Origin of the sequence: Roseomonas elaeocarpi (genome assembly GCF_042433915.1) — a bacterium.
Taxonomy (GTDB): domain Bacteria; phylum Pseudomonadota; class Alphaproteobacteria; order Acetobacterales; family Acetobacteraceae; genus Roseomonas; species Roseomonas elaeocarpi.
Genome location: NZ_JBHLUN010000001.1, coordinates 84450 through 99925, shown reverse-complemented (window position 1 = coordinate 99925; position 15476 = coordinate 84450). Strand labels below are relative to the sequence as shown.

Annotated in this window: 9 protein-coding genes; 4 read left to right on the top strand and 5 right to left on the bottom strand. The window is 64.0% G+C overall.

What is annotated here, in order from left to right; genetic code table 11:
- Positions 1-47 precede the first annotated feature (47 nt).
- Positions 48-1163, top strand: a complete 1116-nt coding sequence (locus tag ACFFGY_RS00330) for an RMD1 family protein (RefSeq protein ID WP_377042346.1) — start codon at positions 48-50, stop codon at positions 1161-1163.
- A gap of 153 nt (positions 1164-1316) precedes the next feature.
- Here the strand turns inward: ACFFGY_RS00330 and ACFFGY_RS00325 are convergent, their stop codons facing one another.
- Entirely contained in the window at positions 1317-1802 is a 486-nt protein-coding gene (locus ACFFGY_RS00325) for a CYTH domain-containing protein (protein ID WP_377042345.1), read from the bottom strand.
- A 185-nt stretch (positions 1803-1987) separates the two neighbouring features.
- The gene (locus ACFFGY_RS00320) at positions 1988-2482 is read right to left on the bottom strand and encodes a CorA family divalent cation transporter (RefSeq protein ID WP_377042344.1); all 495 of its coding nucleotides are present in this window, start codon (positions 2480-2482) and stop codon (positions 1988-1990) included.
- A gap of 326 nt (positions 2483-2808) precedes the next feature.
- On the opposite strand from ACFFGY_RS00320, the gene ACFFGY_RS00315 reads away from it, so the two are divergent.
- Positions 2809-7383, top strand: coding sequence for a choice-of-anchor I family protein (locus tag ACFFGY_RS00315; RefSeq protein ID WP_377042343.1), 4575 nt, complete (start codon positions 2809-2811; stop codon positions 7381-7383).
- A 454-nt stretch (positions 7384-7837) separates the two neighbouring features.
- Here ACFFGY_RS00315 and ACFFGY_RS00310 read toward each other — a convergent pair whose 3' ends face one another.
- The gene (locus ACFFGY_RS00310; protein WP_377042342.1) at positions 7838-10165 is read right to left on the bottom strand and encodes an Orn/Lys/Arg family decarboxylase; all 2328 of its coding nucleotides are present in this window, start codon (positions 10163-10165) and stop codon (positions 7838-7840) included.
- A gap of 858 nt (positions 10166-11023) precedes the next feature.
- Between ACFFGY_RS00310 and ACFFGY_RS00305 the strand changes: the two genes are divergently transcribed.
- Complete coding sequence (locus ACFFGY_RS00305) at positions 11024-12358, top strand: OmpA family protein (protein WP_377042341.1); 1335 nt, start codon at positions 11024-11026, stop codon at positions 12356-12358.
- Positions 12359-12613: 255 nt separating this feature from the next.
- Here ACFFGY_RS00305 and ACFFGY_RS00300 read toward each other — a convergent pair whose 3' ends face one another.
- Positions 12614-13774: an alpha-hydroxy acid oxidase gene (locus ACFFGY_RS00300; protein ID WP_377042340.1), complete on the bottom strand. Its 1161-nt coding sequence runs from the start codon at positions 13772-13774 to the stop codon at positions 12614-12616.
- A gap of 251 nt (positions 13775-14025) precedes the next feature.
- A complete protein-coding gene (locus ACFFGY_RS00295) occupies positions 14026-14406 on the bottom strand; it encodes a DUF427 domain-containing protein (protein ID WP_377042339.1) in 381 nt (126 codons plus the stop codon).
- A gap of 429 nt (positions 14407-14835) precedes the next feature.
- Between ACFFGY_RS00295 and ACFFGY_RS00290 the strand changes: the two genes are divergently transcribed.
- Entirely contained in the window at positions 14836-15375 is a 540-nt protein-coding gene (locus tag ACFFGY_RS00290) for a cytochrome b (RefSeq protein WP_377042338.1), read from the top strand.
- Positions 15376-15476 lie beyond the last annotated feature (101 nt).

Genomic DNA, 15476 nt, shown 5'->3' with positions numbered 1-15476 from the left:
TTGAGCGGGGCACCTTGCCGGAGCAGCCGAAACCCGGACCCACGGCCATGGCGGAGCCCAAGATCGTTGCCGGGCAGGTCATCGTGCTCCGGCTCTTCGACCTTGCCTACGAGATCGACCTGCGAAAGGCGGAAGCCCTGTGGTCCGAGCGGACGCGCGAAGCGAGCGCCCGCAGCCGCCTGATGGGAACCTCACCCAAGGCGGTCTCCTTCGGCGTGCCGCCGCTGGCGCTGACGCTGGGGCCGGTGCCGTTGGGGATTGGTGGGACCACCGTCACGGCGACCGCGGGCGTGCGCCTGTACGATTTTGGCATCGCCGCGCTGGCGCTGCGGCTGCCGGCCATGGATGTCAGTTGGAAAGAGTTCACGGAACTGGTGAACGGCGTCGACCGGCTGGTGGGACCCGGCGGGATATCGGCTCCGTGGGACGCGCTCCTGGGGCGTCTGGGCGAGCTGCTGGCGGAATCACTGGACCGACCGAGCCGCGTGCCGCTGCAGGAAGACTACCTGATTGCCATGGTGGAGCGCTTCGACACCCCGCTGACGTCCGCCTCATTGCAGGAGCGGCTGGACCTGGTGCCACTGCTTTCGGGCGAGGCGCGGCCGCTGTCCGAGGGCGCGCAGCGCGATCTCCTCCGACACCGCTTCTCCTACCACCCCGACGACCTGGCGGTGGTCACCTGGGACCGTGCCTTCCTGTACGAGCCGCAGGGGGAAACCGACGTTGCGGACGTGCTGGAGATGGCCAACGCGCAGCTGCTGGAAATGCGCACCTACGATGAAATGCTCGACGACGAGCTACCCCGGGTGCGTGACCTGGTGGAAGCTGCGCGGCGGCAGACCAGCCTCCTGGCATCGCGTCGCTACTCCCGACTGGCGCAGCGCCTGCACACCACCGTGGCGGAGGTGACGGAACTGACCGAGCGCGTCGACAACGCCCTGCAGGTGACGGAGGACGTCTATCTCGCGCGCGTGTACGCTGCCGCGATCGAGCTGTTCCGCGTCCCCAACGTCAGTGCCGCGGTGGACCGAAAGCTGGCCACGATCCGCGAAACCTACACCGCCCTGCACGGCGAGGCTGCCAGCACGCGCGCGGAGGTGCTCGAGGTGATGATCCTCGTGCTGATCGCGCTCGAGATCTTGCTGTCGCTGGTCCGCCCGTGAAAGATCATAGGCTTCATCCGCGCGCTGCTGGATGGGGTCGCGGCGCGGGTCGGTCGCGGCGTGCTTCGGAAGGGGTCAGGGATCAACAGGCTCTCCGGCATTGCTTCCCTGCTGGCCCGATCGGGTGACCTCGTCCGGGGAGGGTCGCCGGCCTCAGACCTTCAGCTTTTCCCTGGGAGGTGTCGTACTGCGGGCAAGAACCGAGTTCCGGTATCGATGATCTGCTGTCACTTCCGGTCCCACCCAGGATGGCAGCGCCAGTGGCTGCTCAGGGTGGCTCAACTCGACCTCGGCCAGGATAAGACCGGCCAGCGATCCGGAAAAAACATCCACGCTCCAGATGAGGCCTTGATGGGGCACGCAGTGACGGCGCTTCTCGATCAAGCGATCGCCGCAGAGCGATCGCAGGATTTCCTCAGCATCGGCAGGAGGAATGGGGTACTCGTACTCTGCCCGACTGGGCGACTTGGCACCCTTGATCGTCAAGAAGGCGTGGTCACCGAAGATGCGGACGCGTACGGTTGCGCCAGCACCTTCATGCGACATCAGGTAGCCCTGGCGGAACTCGTGGATCTGTGTACACCCGGCACGCCACCGGTCACCTTGCACCAGGAACTTGCGCTCGATCTCGACAGGCATTCACCACCTTTACCTTGCTCTGACCGGCCATCCTGACCCGGCGGGCTCTTCGTCAAACTGCTGAACGGCCTGCACGAGGCGAGTTCATCGTCCACCCAACGAAGTTCTGGCTCTGACGTTCTCTTGGGGTAACTCACGAAATCTGCCCCACGCCAACGCTTCGGGCTTTGAAGCATGCGGACAGGTTACTTGCGGTGCTGGCGCGCTCGCCACTGCAGCAGTTCGAGCCTCACCAGAACCAGAACGGCCAACCCCGCTGCGAGCAGCATGGCTCCAACGGCCCACCAAGTGCCGCTCGCACTCGCAGTTCCCGGAAGACCGCTCGTGTTCATGCCGAAGAAGCCGGTCACCAGGGTGGGAGGCAGCAGGATGGCCGTGAGGACGGAGAGCACCATGAGGCGCTGATTGGTTTCTTCCGAGGTCAGCGCGGCCAGTTGATCCTGGGCAATGCGGCCGCGCTCCTGCAGGGCCGCAACCGAGCGCTGCAGCCCCTCCAGCCGGGCGGCGGCGCGCCGTACATCATGGCCCCCCTGATCGAGCCAGTCAGGCGCGAAGTCAGCCAGTTCCACGTAGCGCTGTACGACCGGCTCGAGCCGACGGTTCAGCAGCAGGATGGGGCCTCCAGGCGGCGAGAAGGAGAAGACGGAGGACCACCCACCAAGACTTCGCGGCGGGTCCATCAAGGAGGTGCCGACCCTTTAGCCCTTAGTTTGGAGGAAGGTTTCGGGAGGTCGAATGGAAGCTGGTGGGTCAGCCTCAGCATCCGTGCCGGAGCATGCCCCGGGCCTCCGGCATCAAGGCAGAGTTTAGCTTTCCACGCCGGTATTCCACGGCTTACCCGCCACCATTCGGCGGACTTCGGCCTGCAAAGCCTCTGACAAGGCTCCTTCGCAACAGTGGGGTGGCCGCATTCTACCCGGCCGGAATTGTCACAAAACCATGCATGATGAACCGTTAATCTACCTGTAATGCGCCTTCCAATATCCTCGGGAAGGTAGGCGAACACATGGCCGGTCTGACGGCGAGCTCGCTCTGGAGCTTCAACAACAGCAGCGCGGCAGGTGCCGTTGCGGGCGGAGCCGAAGTCGTGGAGTACGACGCGACTCGCCAGATCGTCCTGAGCCTGGGACCGAACGGGGTGGACGTGCTGCAGGCCTCCGACGGCGCGCTCCGCTTCAGCCTGCCGAAGAGCGACCTCGGAACCTTGGGCAGCGGCAACAGCGTCGCCGTATCCGGCAATATCGTGGCCGTGACCTATGACGGCCCCGAGCCCGCCACCAACGGTACGGTGGCCTTCTACGAGCTGGACGCGGCCGGAACCTCCGCCACCCTGCTGCGCACCGTGACCGTGGGCGCAGTTCCCGACAACGTGGTGTTCACCGCCGACGGCACGCAGGTGCTGGTGGCGATCGAAGGTGAGCCGGCGCCGGACTACACGGCCGATCCGGTAGGCGGCGTGGCGGTGATCGACGTCGCCACCGGCGTCGCCAGCTTTGCCGGCTTCGGCAGCTTCGACACCGCGGCGCTGGTGGCCAGCGGCGTGCGGATCACCGGGCCGGAAGGCACCACAGCGGCCACCGACATCGAGCCCGAGTACATCGCCCTCTCGGCCGATGGCACCAAGGCCTACGTGACCCTGCAGGAAAACAACGCCATCGGCGTGCTGGACCTCACTGCCAAGGGCGGACCGGCCTTCACCGCCGTGCTGCCGCTGGGCACCAAGGATTTTTCACTGGAAGGCAACGGCTTCGATGCCTCCGACCGTGACGGTGGTGTCAACATCGCCAACTGGCCGGTCAGCGGCCTCTACATGCCCGACGGCATCGCCACCTTCCAGCAGGATGGCGTAACCTACCTCGTCACCGCCAACGAGGGCGACACGCGGGAATGGGGCGACTACGTCGACTCCGCCCGGCTTTCCACCCTCACACTCGACCCGACCATCTTTCCCGACGCGGCCGCGCTGCAGGCGGACGACGCACTCGGCCGCCTCAATGTTTCGACGGTGGATGGCGACACGGATGGTGACGGCGACATCGACGTCATCACCACCTTCGGCGCGCGCAGCATCTCGATCTGGGAAGTGACCGACACCGGCCTGGTACAGACCTACGACTCTGGCGACCTGATCGAGCGGACGCTTGCCGCCGATTACCCCGAGCTGCTCGACGACAGCCGCTCCGACAACAAGGGCCCGGAACCGGAGGGCATCACCCTCGGCACGGTGAATGGGCAGCTCTACGCTTTCGCGGGGCTGGAGCGGTCCAACGCCATCATGGCCTTTCGCATCGACGGTCCAGCCGATGTGAGCTACGCCGGCACGATCGCCAACGAGGGCGACGTGGCGCCGGAAGTGTTCACCTTCGTGCCGGCCGAGGAGTCCACTTCGGGCTCCGCGGAACTGCTGATCGGCAATGAGACCAGCGGCAACACCCGCGCCGTCGCGCTGAACGAAGAGACGAGTGACGGCAGCTACACCCTGCAGATCCTGCACGGCTCGGACTTCGAGGCCGGCCTGCTCGCGGTGGACCGCGCGAAGAACTTCGCCGCGATCGTGGACAAGCTGGAGGATGAGGTTCCCAACAGCATCACCCTGTCCTCCGGCGACAACTTCATCCCCGGTCCCTTTATCGCCGCCGGCACGGATCCCACGGTCCGCGCGGCGCTGATCGACGCTTATGCCCATATCCTGGGCGTGCCGGCCGAGCAGCTGTCGGGCCTGACCCTGGCCGCGGCGCGTGCCGACATCGCCATCCTGAACGCCATCGGCGTCCAGGCCTCCACGATCGGCAACCACGACCTCGACCTCGGCACCAACGCCTTCGCCGACGCGATCGACTTCATCAAGGGCACCGGCACGACCAGCACCTCGGTCACCAATATCGGCGCCCTGTTTCCCTTCCTGTCCGCCGACCTCGACTTCTCGGGCGACGCCGCGCTGCAGGGGCTCTACACGACGGAGCTGCGTGACGCCGCCAGCTACGGCGCGACGGCGGCCGACCTCGCCTCCCCCACCGCGCTGGCGGCGCTCGCGACGGATCAGCAGATCGCGCCCTGGAGCGTGATCGAGGAAGGCGGCCAGAAGATCGGCATCCTGGGCGTCACCACCCAGCTCGAGGCGAGCCTCACCAGCGTCGGCAGCGTCACAGTGAAGGACCCAGCCGGTGACGGCGGGGTGGACAATACCGACGAACTCGCCGCGGTGCTGCAGCCCTACGTCGACCAGATGATCGCCCAGGGGCTGAACAAGATCATCCTGCTGAGCCACCTTCAGCAGTATCAGCTGGAGCTCGACCTCGCGACCAAGCTGACGGGCGTGGACGTGATCGTCGCCGGCGGCAGCCACCAGATCTTCGCCGACGGCGACGACGTGCTGGCGAACGGCGACACCGCGGCGCAGACCTACCCAGTGGTGCGGACCGGCGCCGACGGTAACCCGGTCGTGGTGGTGAACACCGGCAACGAGTATTCTTATGTCGGCCGCCTGAACGTCACCTTCGACGCGAATGGCGTGATCCAGACCGACGCGATCGACCCGGCGCTGAACGGGCCCATCGCCACCACCGACGCCAACGTCGCGGCGCTGTGGGGCAGCGAGGATCCCTTCGCCGAGGGCACGCGCGGTGGCACGGTCGCGGAGCTGACCGACGCGATCGGCACCGTGATCGAGAGCAAGGACGGCAACGTCTTCGGCTACTCCGACGTCTACCTCAACGGTCTGCGCAACTCCGTGCGTACCGAGGAAACCAACCTCGGCAACCTGACCGCCGACGCCTTCCTGTATGCCGGGCGGCTGGTGGACGGCTCGGTGACTGTGGCCCTGCACAATGGCGGCGGCATCCGCGCCGAGATCGGCTCCTATGCCTCGGACGCCACGGCGACGCCGCTGCCGCCGGCGGCCAACCCCGATGCAGGCAAGGCGCTGGGCGGCGTGAGCCAGCTGGATATCGAGAACTCGCTTCGCTTCAACAACAACCTGTCGCTGGTCACCGTCACCGCGGCGGAGCTGAAGCAGCTGCTGGAATGGAACGCCGCCCTTTATAACCCGGGTACCACGCCCGGCGGCTTCGACCAGTACGGCGGCCTGGCCTACAGCTTCGATCCCGCCGGCACGGCGCAGGTTCTCAGCACGACGGACGGCAGCGTGGTCACGGCCGGCAGCCGCGTGGCCAATGCCGCCATCCTGGACGACGACGGCAGCGTGGCCGACGTCCTGATCCAAGACGGCGTGCTGGTTGGCGACGCCGACCGCACCATCCGCATCGCCACCTTCGACTTCATCACCACCGGCGGCGATAACAACCCGTTGAAGTTCTACGCCGAGGATCGCGTCGATCTGCTGAACAGCGAGACCCTGGCCGCGGCCGGAACCGAGCTCGGCATCACCGGGCCGGCGGCCGGTAGCGAGCAGTGGGCGCTTGCCGCCTATATGCGCGCCAAGTACGCCGATCAGGACTACGCCTTCGCCCAGGCCGACACGGCGCAGAGCGGTGACACCCGCATCCAGAACCTGGCGGTGCAGACCGACAGCGTGTTCCAGGCGGCCCAGACTGCGTTCGAGGGCGGCAGCACGCTCACGGGCACCACGGGCAGCGACCTCCTCCAGGGTGGAACGGGCAACGACATCTTCTTGGTCAGCACCGGCCGCGACACGGTGGTCGATACTGGCGGCCAGGACACGCTGGTCTTCACGGCGCTCGGTCGAGCCGACGGCGGCTTGACCAAGGCGATCGGCGGTGGCGTGAATGCCTTCACCTGGGTCGACAGCGGCGGCGACTCGAACACCACGCACTGGTCCGGCGTGGAAACCGTGCGCTTCGCGGATGGTGAGCTGCAGTTCGATGCGCAGGACACCGGCGTCAAGGTCGCGCTGCTGTACCAGGCGCTGCTGGACCGTGAGGCAGGCGCGCTCGACCTCGCCCTGTCGATGAACTACCTGCGGGCGGGCGGTACGCTGGAAGATCTCGCGGTTTCGGTCGCCAACAGCGACGAAGCGGCCGCGGCCACCAGTACGCTCTCGAACGGCGACTTCGTGCGACACCTCTACGCCGACGCGGTGCTGGGGCGTGAGGTGGACGCGGATGGCGAAGCCTACTGGACCGGGCTGCTGGACGCCGGCACCTCGACCCGGGCGCAGGTCGCGCTCACCATCATCAGCTCAGCCGAGGCGGCCGCGGATCCGACTGGCCTGGCGACGCAGGGTGTGCTGGTGGGCAATCTTCAGGCGCTGGAAGTCGGACATGCCTACCAGGCTGTTCTCGGTCGTGGCGCTGAGGCCGGCGGGTTGGACTTCTGGTCGAGCCAGTTGGAGAAGGGTGTCGCTGAAGCCGATCTGGTGCGTGCCTTCGCGAATTCGGTCGAGTTCCACACCCGCTACGATGGAACGACCGACGAGAACTTCGTGACAGCCCTCTATGAGAGCCATTTCGATCGTCAGGCGGATGCGGCCGGTGCGCAGTACTGGACGGATGCGCTGGGTGCCGGCCTCAGCCGGGCTGAAGTGGAAGTGGCCTTCTATAGCTCGGCCGAGACGACGCAGGTTCTCACCGGGCTGGCGCAGCAAGGCCTCGACCTGATCTGAGCCATCCGGGCCGGGCGGGCTTCAGCTCGCCCGGTCTGGCGCGGTGGCGGATGGATAGCCTCTGTCCCTAATTAACTGAACGGTGTCGGTGCGGGGACTGGTGGCACCGCCGGCGAAATGAACGGCTAAGGCCTAGACGTCACGACACGACGAGAAGGGGCTGCTACGTGCCGTCGGAGCCGCTGCGGCCTCGGGCTGACGCGCTTCCTACGCTCGGATATCACTTCGTCAGCGGGCGCCAGGATCTCGCGGCGCGTCACTCAAGCCCTCGGCCGCGCGCAGCCGCCCAGCACTGTCACCGAGCCCATTATTGATCTCGCGCGTTGGTGGAGACATCCTGCGGACGCTGGCTGCGCACGTTGCACAGCCGTTTGCGGGCTTCGGAGGTCTAGGTTTCGGGCGCTCGATCTCTGCCGTTCAAGATCGTGCAGGCGAGCGGGGTAACGTTTCCAGGCTACTCGCGAACAACGTAGGTGTAGAAGCGGATACGGCCGTCCGGATCGGTCTCACGATAAAGGCCCTGCACTTCGCTCTCGAAACCGGGGAACCGGTTGCACGCTGCTTCGAAGGCTTTGAGATAATCGACCATAGGCCTGGCCGCGTCGTTGAGACGCTCGCCAGGGATGATCGTGGCGATCCCCGGCGGATAAACGAGCCAAAGGGTTGCGGCGATCCGGCCCATGGTCTCATCGAGGGGCACGTAATCCACTTTGTTTTTCACGAGCGCACGCACAGCCTCGTTCGGCGGGATCGCCATCTCCGGGAGGTGACGTCGCATGAACTGAGCGGATTGGAGCTGGCTGATGCCACAGCTGCGATAGAAAGCGTGCATTTCCGCGCACAGGTCGCGCAGGCGTTCACGCCCGTAACGTCCAGGCCGGCGAGCAACGAAGTTGGGAATCACCTTGTCGAGCGGCGCGTTCGTGTCGTGGAGCTTCTTGAAGGTGATCAGGTGCGCGAGCAGCGTGCCCGCCTTGCTGCTTTCCACACCAGGGGTCAGCAGGAAGAGCAAACTGTTGAGATCGTTCTTCTCCGGCACGATGCGGTTTTGGCGAAGGTATTCAGCGACAACCGGGGCAGGAATCCCGTGCTCGTCATAGTCCCCCTGGGCAAAGCCTGGCGTGAGCAGGGTCAGCTTATTCGGATCGGTGATGGCCCAACCGGCAGGATTATCGCCAAAGCCGTGCCATTCGGCGGCAGGCGTCAGCGACCAATGGTACGGATTACTGGCCAGAATATCGGTCGGCGCATCTTCCCACGGCATCTCGCTGCCGTCGATGCACGCCGTCTTCGGCACGAAAGGTTCAAAGAACCAGCGCTTGGCGGGATCGGACTCGAGTTCGAAATCGCGCTTGGTGAAGCGCAGCTTCTTGCGCAGCTCGATACCCAGCCGGATGGTGTCGTCCCAGAGCACCTCGCCCGAGCGCCCCTTCATCATCTGCGCGCCGACATCGAGTGAGGCGAAGAGCGGGTAAAAAGGGCTGGTGGATGCGTGCAGCAGGAACATCTCGTTGAAGCGGCGGTGCTCGACGCGCCGCCGCTGTTCGCCGAGATGGCTATCCTTCACGTGGATCTGCGAAGCCTGAGAGAAGCTCGCCAGCTGCTTATGCGTGCTCTGAGTGACGATAATGCCAGGCCCTTCGCTGCCCAGCTTGTCGAGTCCCATGCCGAACCGTCCCTGGAAGAGCGGGTGGAACTTCATGAAGCCGGCCCAGGCTTCGTCAAACAGAATGTAGTCACACAGGGAGCCAATCTTGGCGATGATCTGGTCGGCGGAGTGGATAGTACCGTCGTAGGTGCACTGCTCAATCACCGCCGCGCGGAAAGGTCGGGGGCGCTTCCAGGCTTCCGGGTCCTTGACCAGGGGATTGTCTCGGATGGCCGCGCGTAGACGATCCTCGTCCAATGCTTCGGCGCGCATGGGGCCAATCAGCCCATGCGGGTTGCGCATCGTTTCGATAAAGATCGGTGTCGCCTCACCCAGGAACAGGGCACCGTGATGTGCTGCTTTGTGATTGTTGCGGTCGAAAAGGACAAGGTCACCCTCCGCCAGGAGAGCCTGCAGCGCAATCTTGTTCGAGGTCGACGTACCGTTCAGCACGAAGTAAGTGCGTTCAGCACCGAAGATTTCGGCGGCTTCCTGCTGAGCCCGCAAGGCCGGACCTTCGTGCGTCAGCAGGTCGCCCATCTCGAGCACGGAATTGTCGAGGTCATCGCGGAAGACAGCCTGGCCGAGATGTTCCACGAAGATGCGGCCGATGGGACTGCGGCTGTAGAACATGCCGCCATTGTGCCCTGGGCAGGTCCAGAGCTGGTTTCCTTGCTCGGCGTAGTCGACGAGGGCACCGAAGAAAGGCGTCTTCAGTGTCTCGGCATATTGTCGCAGCCTGGAAACAAGATTACGGGCGATGAAGTCGGGGGTTTCTTCGGCAAGGAAGACAAACCCGTCGACGTCGTCCAGCACTTCAACAGGGATGTCCTCGAGCCGCTGACGGCGCACCAGAAGAATGATCGGCACGTCCAGGCCGCGCTTACGAACGAGGGAGATCAGGGCAGCGGAGCGGCCTTGCAGCCCCTTCTTGCCCCAATCGACCACGATGCAACCGATGGCCGCATCGGTGCGCACGACGAGTTCCGCATCGTCATCACGCCGCGCGCGGGTGACGGCATAGCCCATACCCTCGATTTCCGCGAGAATTTGGCGGAGGCGTGCCCCCTCCAAGTCGGCTTCATCGAACCCCGGGGCGCAAACGAGAAATTTGAAGCGGCGGCCGTATTCCATGTCACGGCTCCTGCTACGTATCGGCTGTCGGGTCTATAGCAGCATTATGAAGATGCAGGCCGCGGTCTCCTGCCGTGCCGGCAACAACAGTGCTCAGACGCAGACTCTCAAATTTCATCTTTTGGTGACCCAATCAGCTGACCGATGAACGAGGGGGCGTTGCCGATGTCGAGCTGAGGCATGGGGCGATCGATACCTCAGAGCAGTCATCTCGCCCGGGCTTGCACCACGCCCCTATCGGCCCGGTCGCCGCACCACTGAGCCGTCGCCGGGGCTTGGCGTCCGTCCGGCCAGCCTTCCGATCTCTGCACGCGAATGAGTTCATTCTGGCGCGTCGTTTCCATGCCAGCTTAGCGGACGGAGTTCGTTCATTTTGCATACAGGCGGCTCAAGGTGCGCAGCAATCCGCAATTTTGTATCCTCGAGGCAGCCGCAAAGTTCAGCAACTGGGCATTATCCTTCGAGGCTTAGGTCCATTCTCGCTGCTAACCTCCGGCGAGTTGTGGCCAGCCGCAGATTTTGAAGCCGTTCGACCAACCATGGGGATCATTTCATTATGGCAGGCGACGTCTTTCCCGACTTTGTCTGCGAAGACTGCAGCCGAGCTGCCCTGATTTTGGAAACCCGCATTGGACCGCAAGATAGCACAACCGGAGGGAATGTCTTCTTTTACGGAATCAAACCCAGGATTGATGGCCGAACCGGCACTCAAGTGAGAAGGTTTAGCGCTCAAGGGCCGCGGATGCCGCTTGGAAAGGATAAATCCTCTTCGTTACTCCACTCACTCAATTCAATCTGAACGCAACTTTCGCGTCCGGAGCATCACAGGGCGTTCCAAAATCTGAAGGGAGTCAACACATGGCGAACGAGGTTACCGGCCGCGCAGCCATTTCCAGAGTGCAACGCGTTTCCGGAACAAAAACGCGCCTTTCCCGTGTCGCTGCGTTGGCCGCCACCCTATTGCTTCTGCAAGCCTGTTCGGGCACGCCGCCAACAGCGGAGCAATCCTTGGTAACCGGCACGCAGGTCACGCAGCGGACAGAGCTGTCACTTCCGTTCCCCGAGGCCGTGGCGGAGTTGGGTGCCGCGCTCGTGGCGAACGCGCAATTGGGGGCTCCGGATACGGATGGTCGGTATCCCCTGATCGTGGATCCCTGGGTAGACCGTGTCAGTGGCAACCAGGTGGAGGCCACGCGTTCGATTGAAAGTCAGCTCGGCGCCCTCGTCAGCGCGCGCTACCCCCAGATCAAGCTCCTGCCATTCAACACCGCGAGTTTGAAGCAGCAGCCATTGATCCTGCTCGGCGCCGTGGCACCGGAGGATAACGGCGGTTCCGTTTCGCAGGTCTCATCAACGGTGCCGCAGGCATCAGCCTATCGCGTCTGGGGCGTCATCGGCGACCTTCGTACGGGTCGGATCGTATCGCGGGCCAGCGTTCGAGCCCAGGCTGCGGGCGTCAGCACGCGACCGGCGGCTTTCTTCCGCGATAGTCCTGCCTGGATGCCAGACCAGAGCATCCAGAGCTACTATCGCAGCATCGATGGCGAGATCGGTGGAACCTTAGACCCGACCTACCTGCAGAGCATCCAGGCAGCGGCCTTCATCAACGACGGCATTCGGGCCTACGAGACTGGCCGCTATGACGAGGCGCTGACGGCCTATACGCAAGCCAGGCAGTCACCCTTGGGTGAACAGAGCCGGGTTTACAACGGCCTTTACCTCGCAAATCAGGCGCTTGGCCGGACGCAGCAGGCAGCCGATGCTCTTGGCCACGTCATTCGCCTCGGGCTGTTGAGTCAAAGGCTGGCCCTGAAGTTCGTGTTCCGGCCAGGGTCGAACCTGTTCTGGCCAGACCCGGCAGTGAGCGGGGCCTATCCGATGTGGCTGCGCGAAATTGCCGAGCAAACAGCGGCGAGCAACACATGCCTCGAGCTCACCGGACATACCAGCGCTACCGGATCCTCGGACGGCAATCAGCGTCTTTCCTTGCGCCGTGCAAACTACGTACGCGACCGGCTGGTGGCACTCTCACCAAGTCTGCGGCAGCGCATCAGGACGCGGGGGGCCGGCAGCACAGCCGTGCTCGTGGGAACCGGCACGGACGATGCCAGCGACCTCCTGGACCGTCGCGTCGAGTTCCAACCGGTGGCATGTCCAGGCGTGCCAGCAATGAGCGCGACGCAGAGCCTTTGATCGGCGCGCAGACATTGGAACATCGACCTGCATCAGCCGGCTGGTACGCGCGGATCACCGGCTTACCGTGGGGCGGCCTTTCGGGTGGAACGGCCGCTCGCGTTCAGAAGCCGGAACCTCACGACTGCTTTGGCTCCGGCCGCTCCTGACCGGCCTATCGGGCAGCCCTGAAGCTGGCGACGGAGATAAGCGACAGTGTATTGGCCGACATCGGACCCGCCGCGGAACCCGGGCCCGCCCGCAACGGCATGCCCTTCAACCCACCCCTCCCGATCGAAAGCGCAGGTTCTCCGGCCGAAGCTGCGCGATGGATGTGCACCCCATCAGCTTCATGGCTCGCTCAAGCTCATGACGCATGAGCTCCAGCGCACGCTCGACTCCCTCCTGTCCCGCGGCAGCCAAGGGAAAAAGATAGTAGCGGCCGACGCCCACCGCCTTGGCACCCAGCGATAATGCCTTGAGAACGTGCGTACCCCGTTGCACGCCACCGTCCATCAGCACGTCGAGCCGGTCACCGGCCGCATCAACGATTTCGGCCAGCTGGTCGAACGAGGAGCGTGAACCGTCGAGTTGCCGCCCGCCGTGATTAGACACCACGACGCCGGTGCAGCCGATGGAAGCTGCTTGTTTCGCGTCTTCCGCCGACATCACGCCCTTGAGGCAGAACTGTCCATCCCAATCCCGTACCATCGCTGCCACGTCGTCCCAGTTCATCGACGGATCGAGCATCTCGGAGAAGTAATGGCTGATCGACATGGCGCCACGCCCCATGTCGACGTGGTTTTCCAGCTGCGGCAGCCGGAAAGCGCCCTGACGAAAGTAGTTTACAGCCCAGGACGGCTTGGCCGCGAATTGTGAAACACCAGCGGCATTCAGCCGGAACGGAATAGCAAAGCCGGTCCGCTTATCGCGCTCGCGATTGCCGCCGGTGATGCTGTCCACCGTCAGCATCATCACCTGCACGCCAGCCTGCTTCGCGCGCGCCATCATTTCGCGGTTCAGTTCGCGGTCCTTGTGGAAGTAGAACTGGTAGATCTGCGGGCCGGTGCTGATACGCCGGGCTTCCTCGAGGCTGGTGGTGCCCAAGGAGGAAACGCCGAACATGGTGCCGTACTTGGCCGCAGCCGCCGCCACGGCACGCTCGCCGTCATGGTGGAAAAGGCGCTGCAGTGCAGTAGGCGAACAGTAGAAAGGCAGTTGCAGCGTTTGGCCCAGCACGGTGGTGGACAGATCCACCTCGCGCACACCCCGCAGCACATTGGGGACGAGGTCGCATTCCTCGAAAGCTGCGGTGTTGCGGCGATAGGTGACCTCGTCATCCGCGGCACCGTCGATGTAGTTGAAGATTGGGCCTGGCAGGCGACGCCGGGCCATGCGGCGGAAATCGTGAAAGTTGTGGCAGTCCTGCAGCCGCATTATGATATTTCCTCCCGAATCAGCTTCGTTCGTCCGTTTGATGGGATGCTTAAATCCGACGGCCAAATCCGCTGCTCGGCAGATTAAGGGATTGCGGAAGGCAGCGCTATGACTGGAGTCAAGGCTGGTAGCTGCCCGTCCGCTTCGGATCGCCCGAAGAAACGAGCAAGGCATCTCCGTCCGCGGAGTAGACGGCCATGCTCATTTTCGTGAGGAAGCAGAGACCTTTCCGTGCCCCCCATAGATGCCGATCAGGCATCTCGTTCCTCGATGGTGTCCACACGGTCGGGGTAGAAGGCGAGGTGATCCTTGATTTCGGCAACGGCAGCGTAGGGCGTTTCATAAGTCCAGATTGCGTCCGCTGCCCGAGCCTCGCCCGAATGAATGCTGAAGTAGGAGGCTTCGCCCTTGTAGGGGCAGTAGGTCTTTGTGGCAGAGCGCTCCAGAACGCCCATGTCGACGTCCTTGCGCGGGATGTACTGCACCTTGGGATAAGTTGACTCGCTTAAGGTGAGTGCATCGGTCGTGTCAGCGATCACCTTCCCGCCGAACGTCACGCTCACCCGCTTCTGGTTGCGCACGATTTGGATGGGGTGGTCGGGTCCAGGAATTTTGTTGATTTTGGCGGACATCGAACATCTCCTTGGATAGGGTCGATCGGGAAAGGTGGAGCCGGATAGCGGCTGGTCGCGCCATGGATCGCGGCAACTCGACTCGCCCTCTGCTTGGCCAGTATGCCTGTCTTGATCTGGAGAATACCACTGAACCGTTCCGGCTCCTGGCGCTCACTCAAGGGTGGCTGCTTGGCTGCTCCCGTACAACACAGCTGTCGATCCTCATAACCGTGCCGCCTACGCCGCCAGGTTCAAGTAGCCTGTCCGGGCGACGGCCAAGTACAAGGCACCTTTTGCTGACGCGGCACCTCTATCTTGGCAGGTCATGCGAGGCGTGGCAGGCATGGTGGACATTGTGACGCCCCCCTACCAGTCCTGTTCTGCCGATAGGGCCGTCGGAAGGCGTTTCAAAGCCCATGACAACATACCGGTGTGAAGGAGGGCAGGATGGCGCCGGCTGGCTGGTTTGATACGCCAAGTGGCTACGGCCGCATCAGCCGCGGCTTCCATTGGTTGATGGCGGCACTCTTTGCCTGGCACTTCGCGGGGGCGCTGCTCTTTGTCAGCATCGGCGATACGGCGATCACGCGCTTCGTCGGTGGAACCCACTTCACCATGGGCTTCACCCTATTCGTCCTGGTGCTGCTGCGCGGCGTCTGGGGTTTGATCAACCTGAAGCGGCGACCGCCGCACCCGGGCCGCCTGGGTCGTGCGGCGGTCGCCGGACACCTCTTGATCTACGCCCTGATGGTGATCGTGCCAGGCCTCGCCCTGCTGCGCCAGTACGGATCAGGCGATCCGTTCTCGCCCTACGGCATCCCGGTGATGCCGGCACGCGGCAACAGGATCGAATGGATGATGGTTCCGGCCGACCTGCTGCACTATTGGCTCGGCTTCACCCTCCTGGTCGTGGTGCTCGGACACGCCGCCATGGCCGTGCTTCACCGGATCTTGTGGAAGGAGGACGTGCTGGGGCGGATGACGTGAAAGGTCGCCCCTGGTGGCCTCAGAGCGCTGACCCTAGTTGCTTCTGACGCTACCCCGCGCCTGCGTCCCTGCCGCAACGTCCTGGCCAACTGACGGCATCC

Excerpts from the sequence above, each read along its gene's own strand:
- ACFFGY_RS00330 (WP_377042346.1), top strand. The coding sequence starts at position 48 with ATGGCGGAGCCCAAGATCGTTGCCGGGCAGGTCATCGTGCTCCGGCTC.
- ACFFGY_RS00320 (WP_377042344.1), bottom strand. The coding sequence starts at position 2,482 with ATGGACCCGCCGCGAAGTCTTGGTGGGTGGTCCTCCGTCTTCTCCTTC.
- ACFFGY_RS00325 (WP_377042345.1), bottom strand. The coding sequence starts at position 1,802 with ATGCCTGTCGAGATCGAGCGCAAGTTCCTGGTGCAAGGTGACCGGTGG.
- ACFFGY_RS00315 (WP_377042343.1), top strand. The coding sequence starts at position 2,809 with ATGGCCGGTCTGACGGCGAGCTCGCTCTGGAGCTTCAACAACAGCAGC.
- ACFFGY_RS00295 (WP_377042339.1), bottom strand. The coding sequence starts at position 14,406 with ATGTCCGCCAAAATCAACAAAATTCCTGGACCCGACCACCCCATCCAA.
- ACFFGY_RS00300 (WP_377042340.1), bottom strand. The coding sequence starts at position 13,774 with ATGCGGCTGCAGGACTGCCACAACTTTCACGATTTCCGCCGCATGGCC.
- ACFFGY_RS00310 (WP_377042342.1), bottom strand. The coding sequence starts at position 10,165 with ATGGAATACGGCCGCCGCTTCAAATTTCTCGTTTGCGCCCCGGGGTTC.
- ACFFGY_RS00290 (WP_377042338.1), top strand. The coding sequence starts at position 14,836 with ATGGCGCCGGCTGGCTGGTTTGATACGCCAAGTGGCTACGGCCGCATC.
- ACFFGY_RS00305 (WP_377042341.1), top strand. The coding sequence starts at position 11,024 with ATGGCGAACGAGGTTACCGGCCGCGCAGCCATTTCCAGAGTGCAACGC.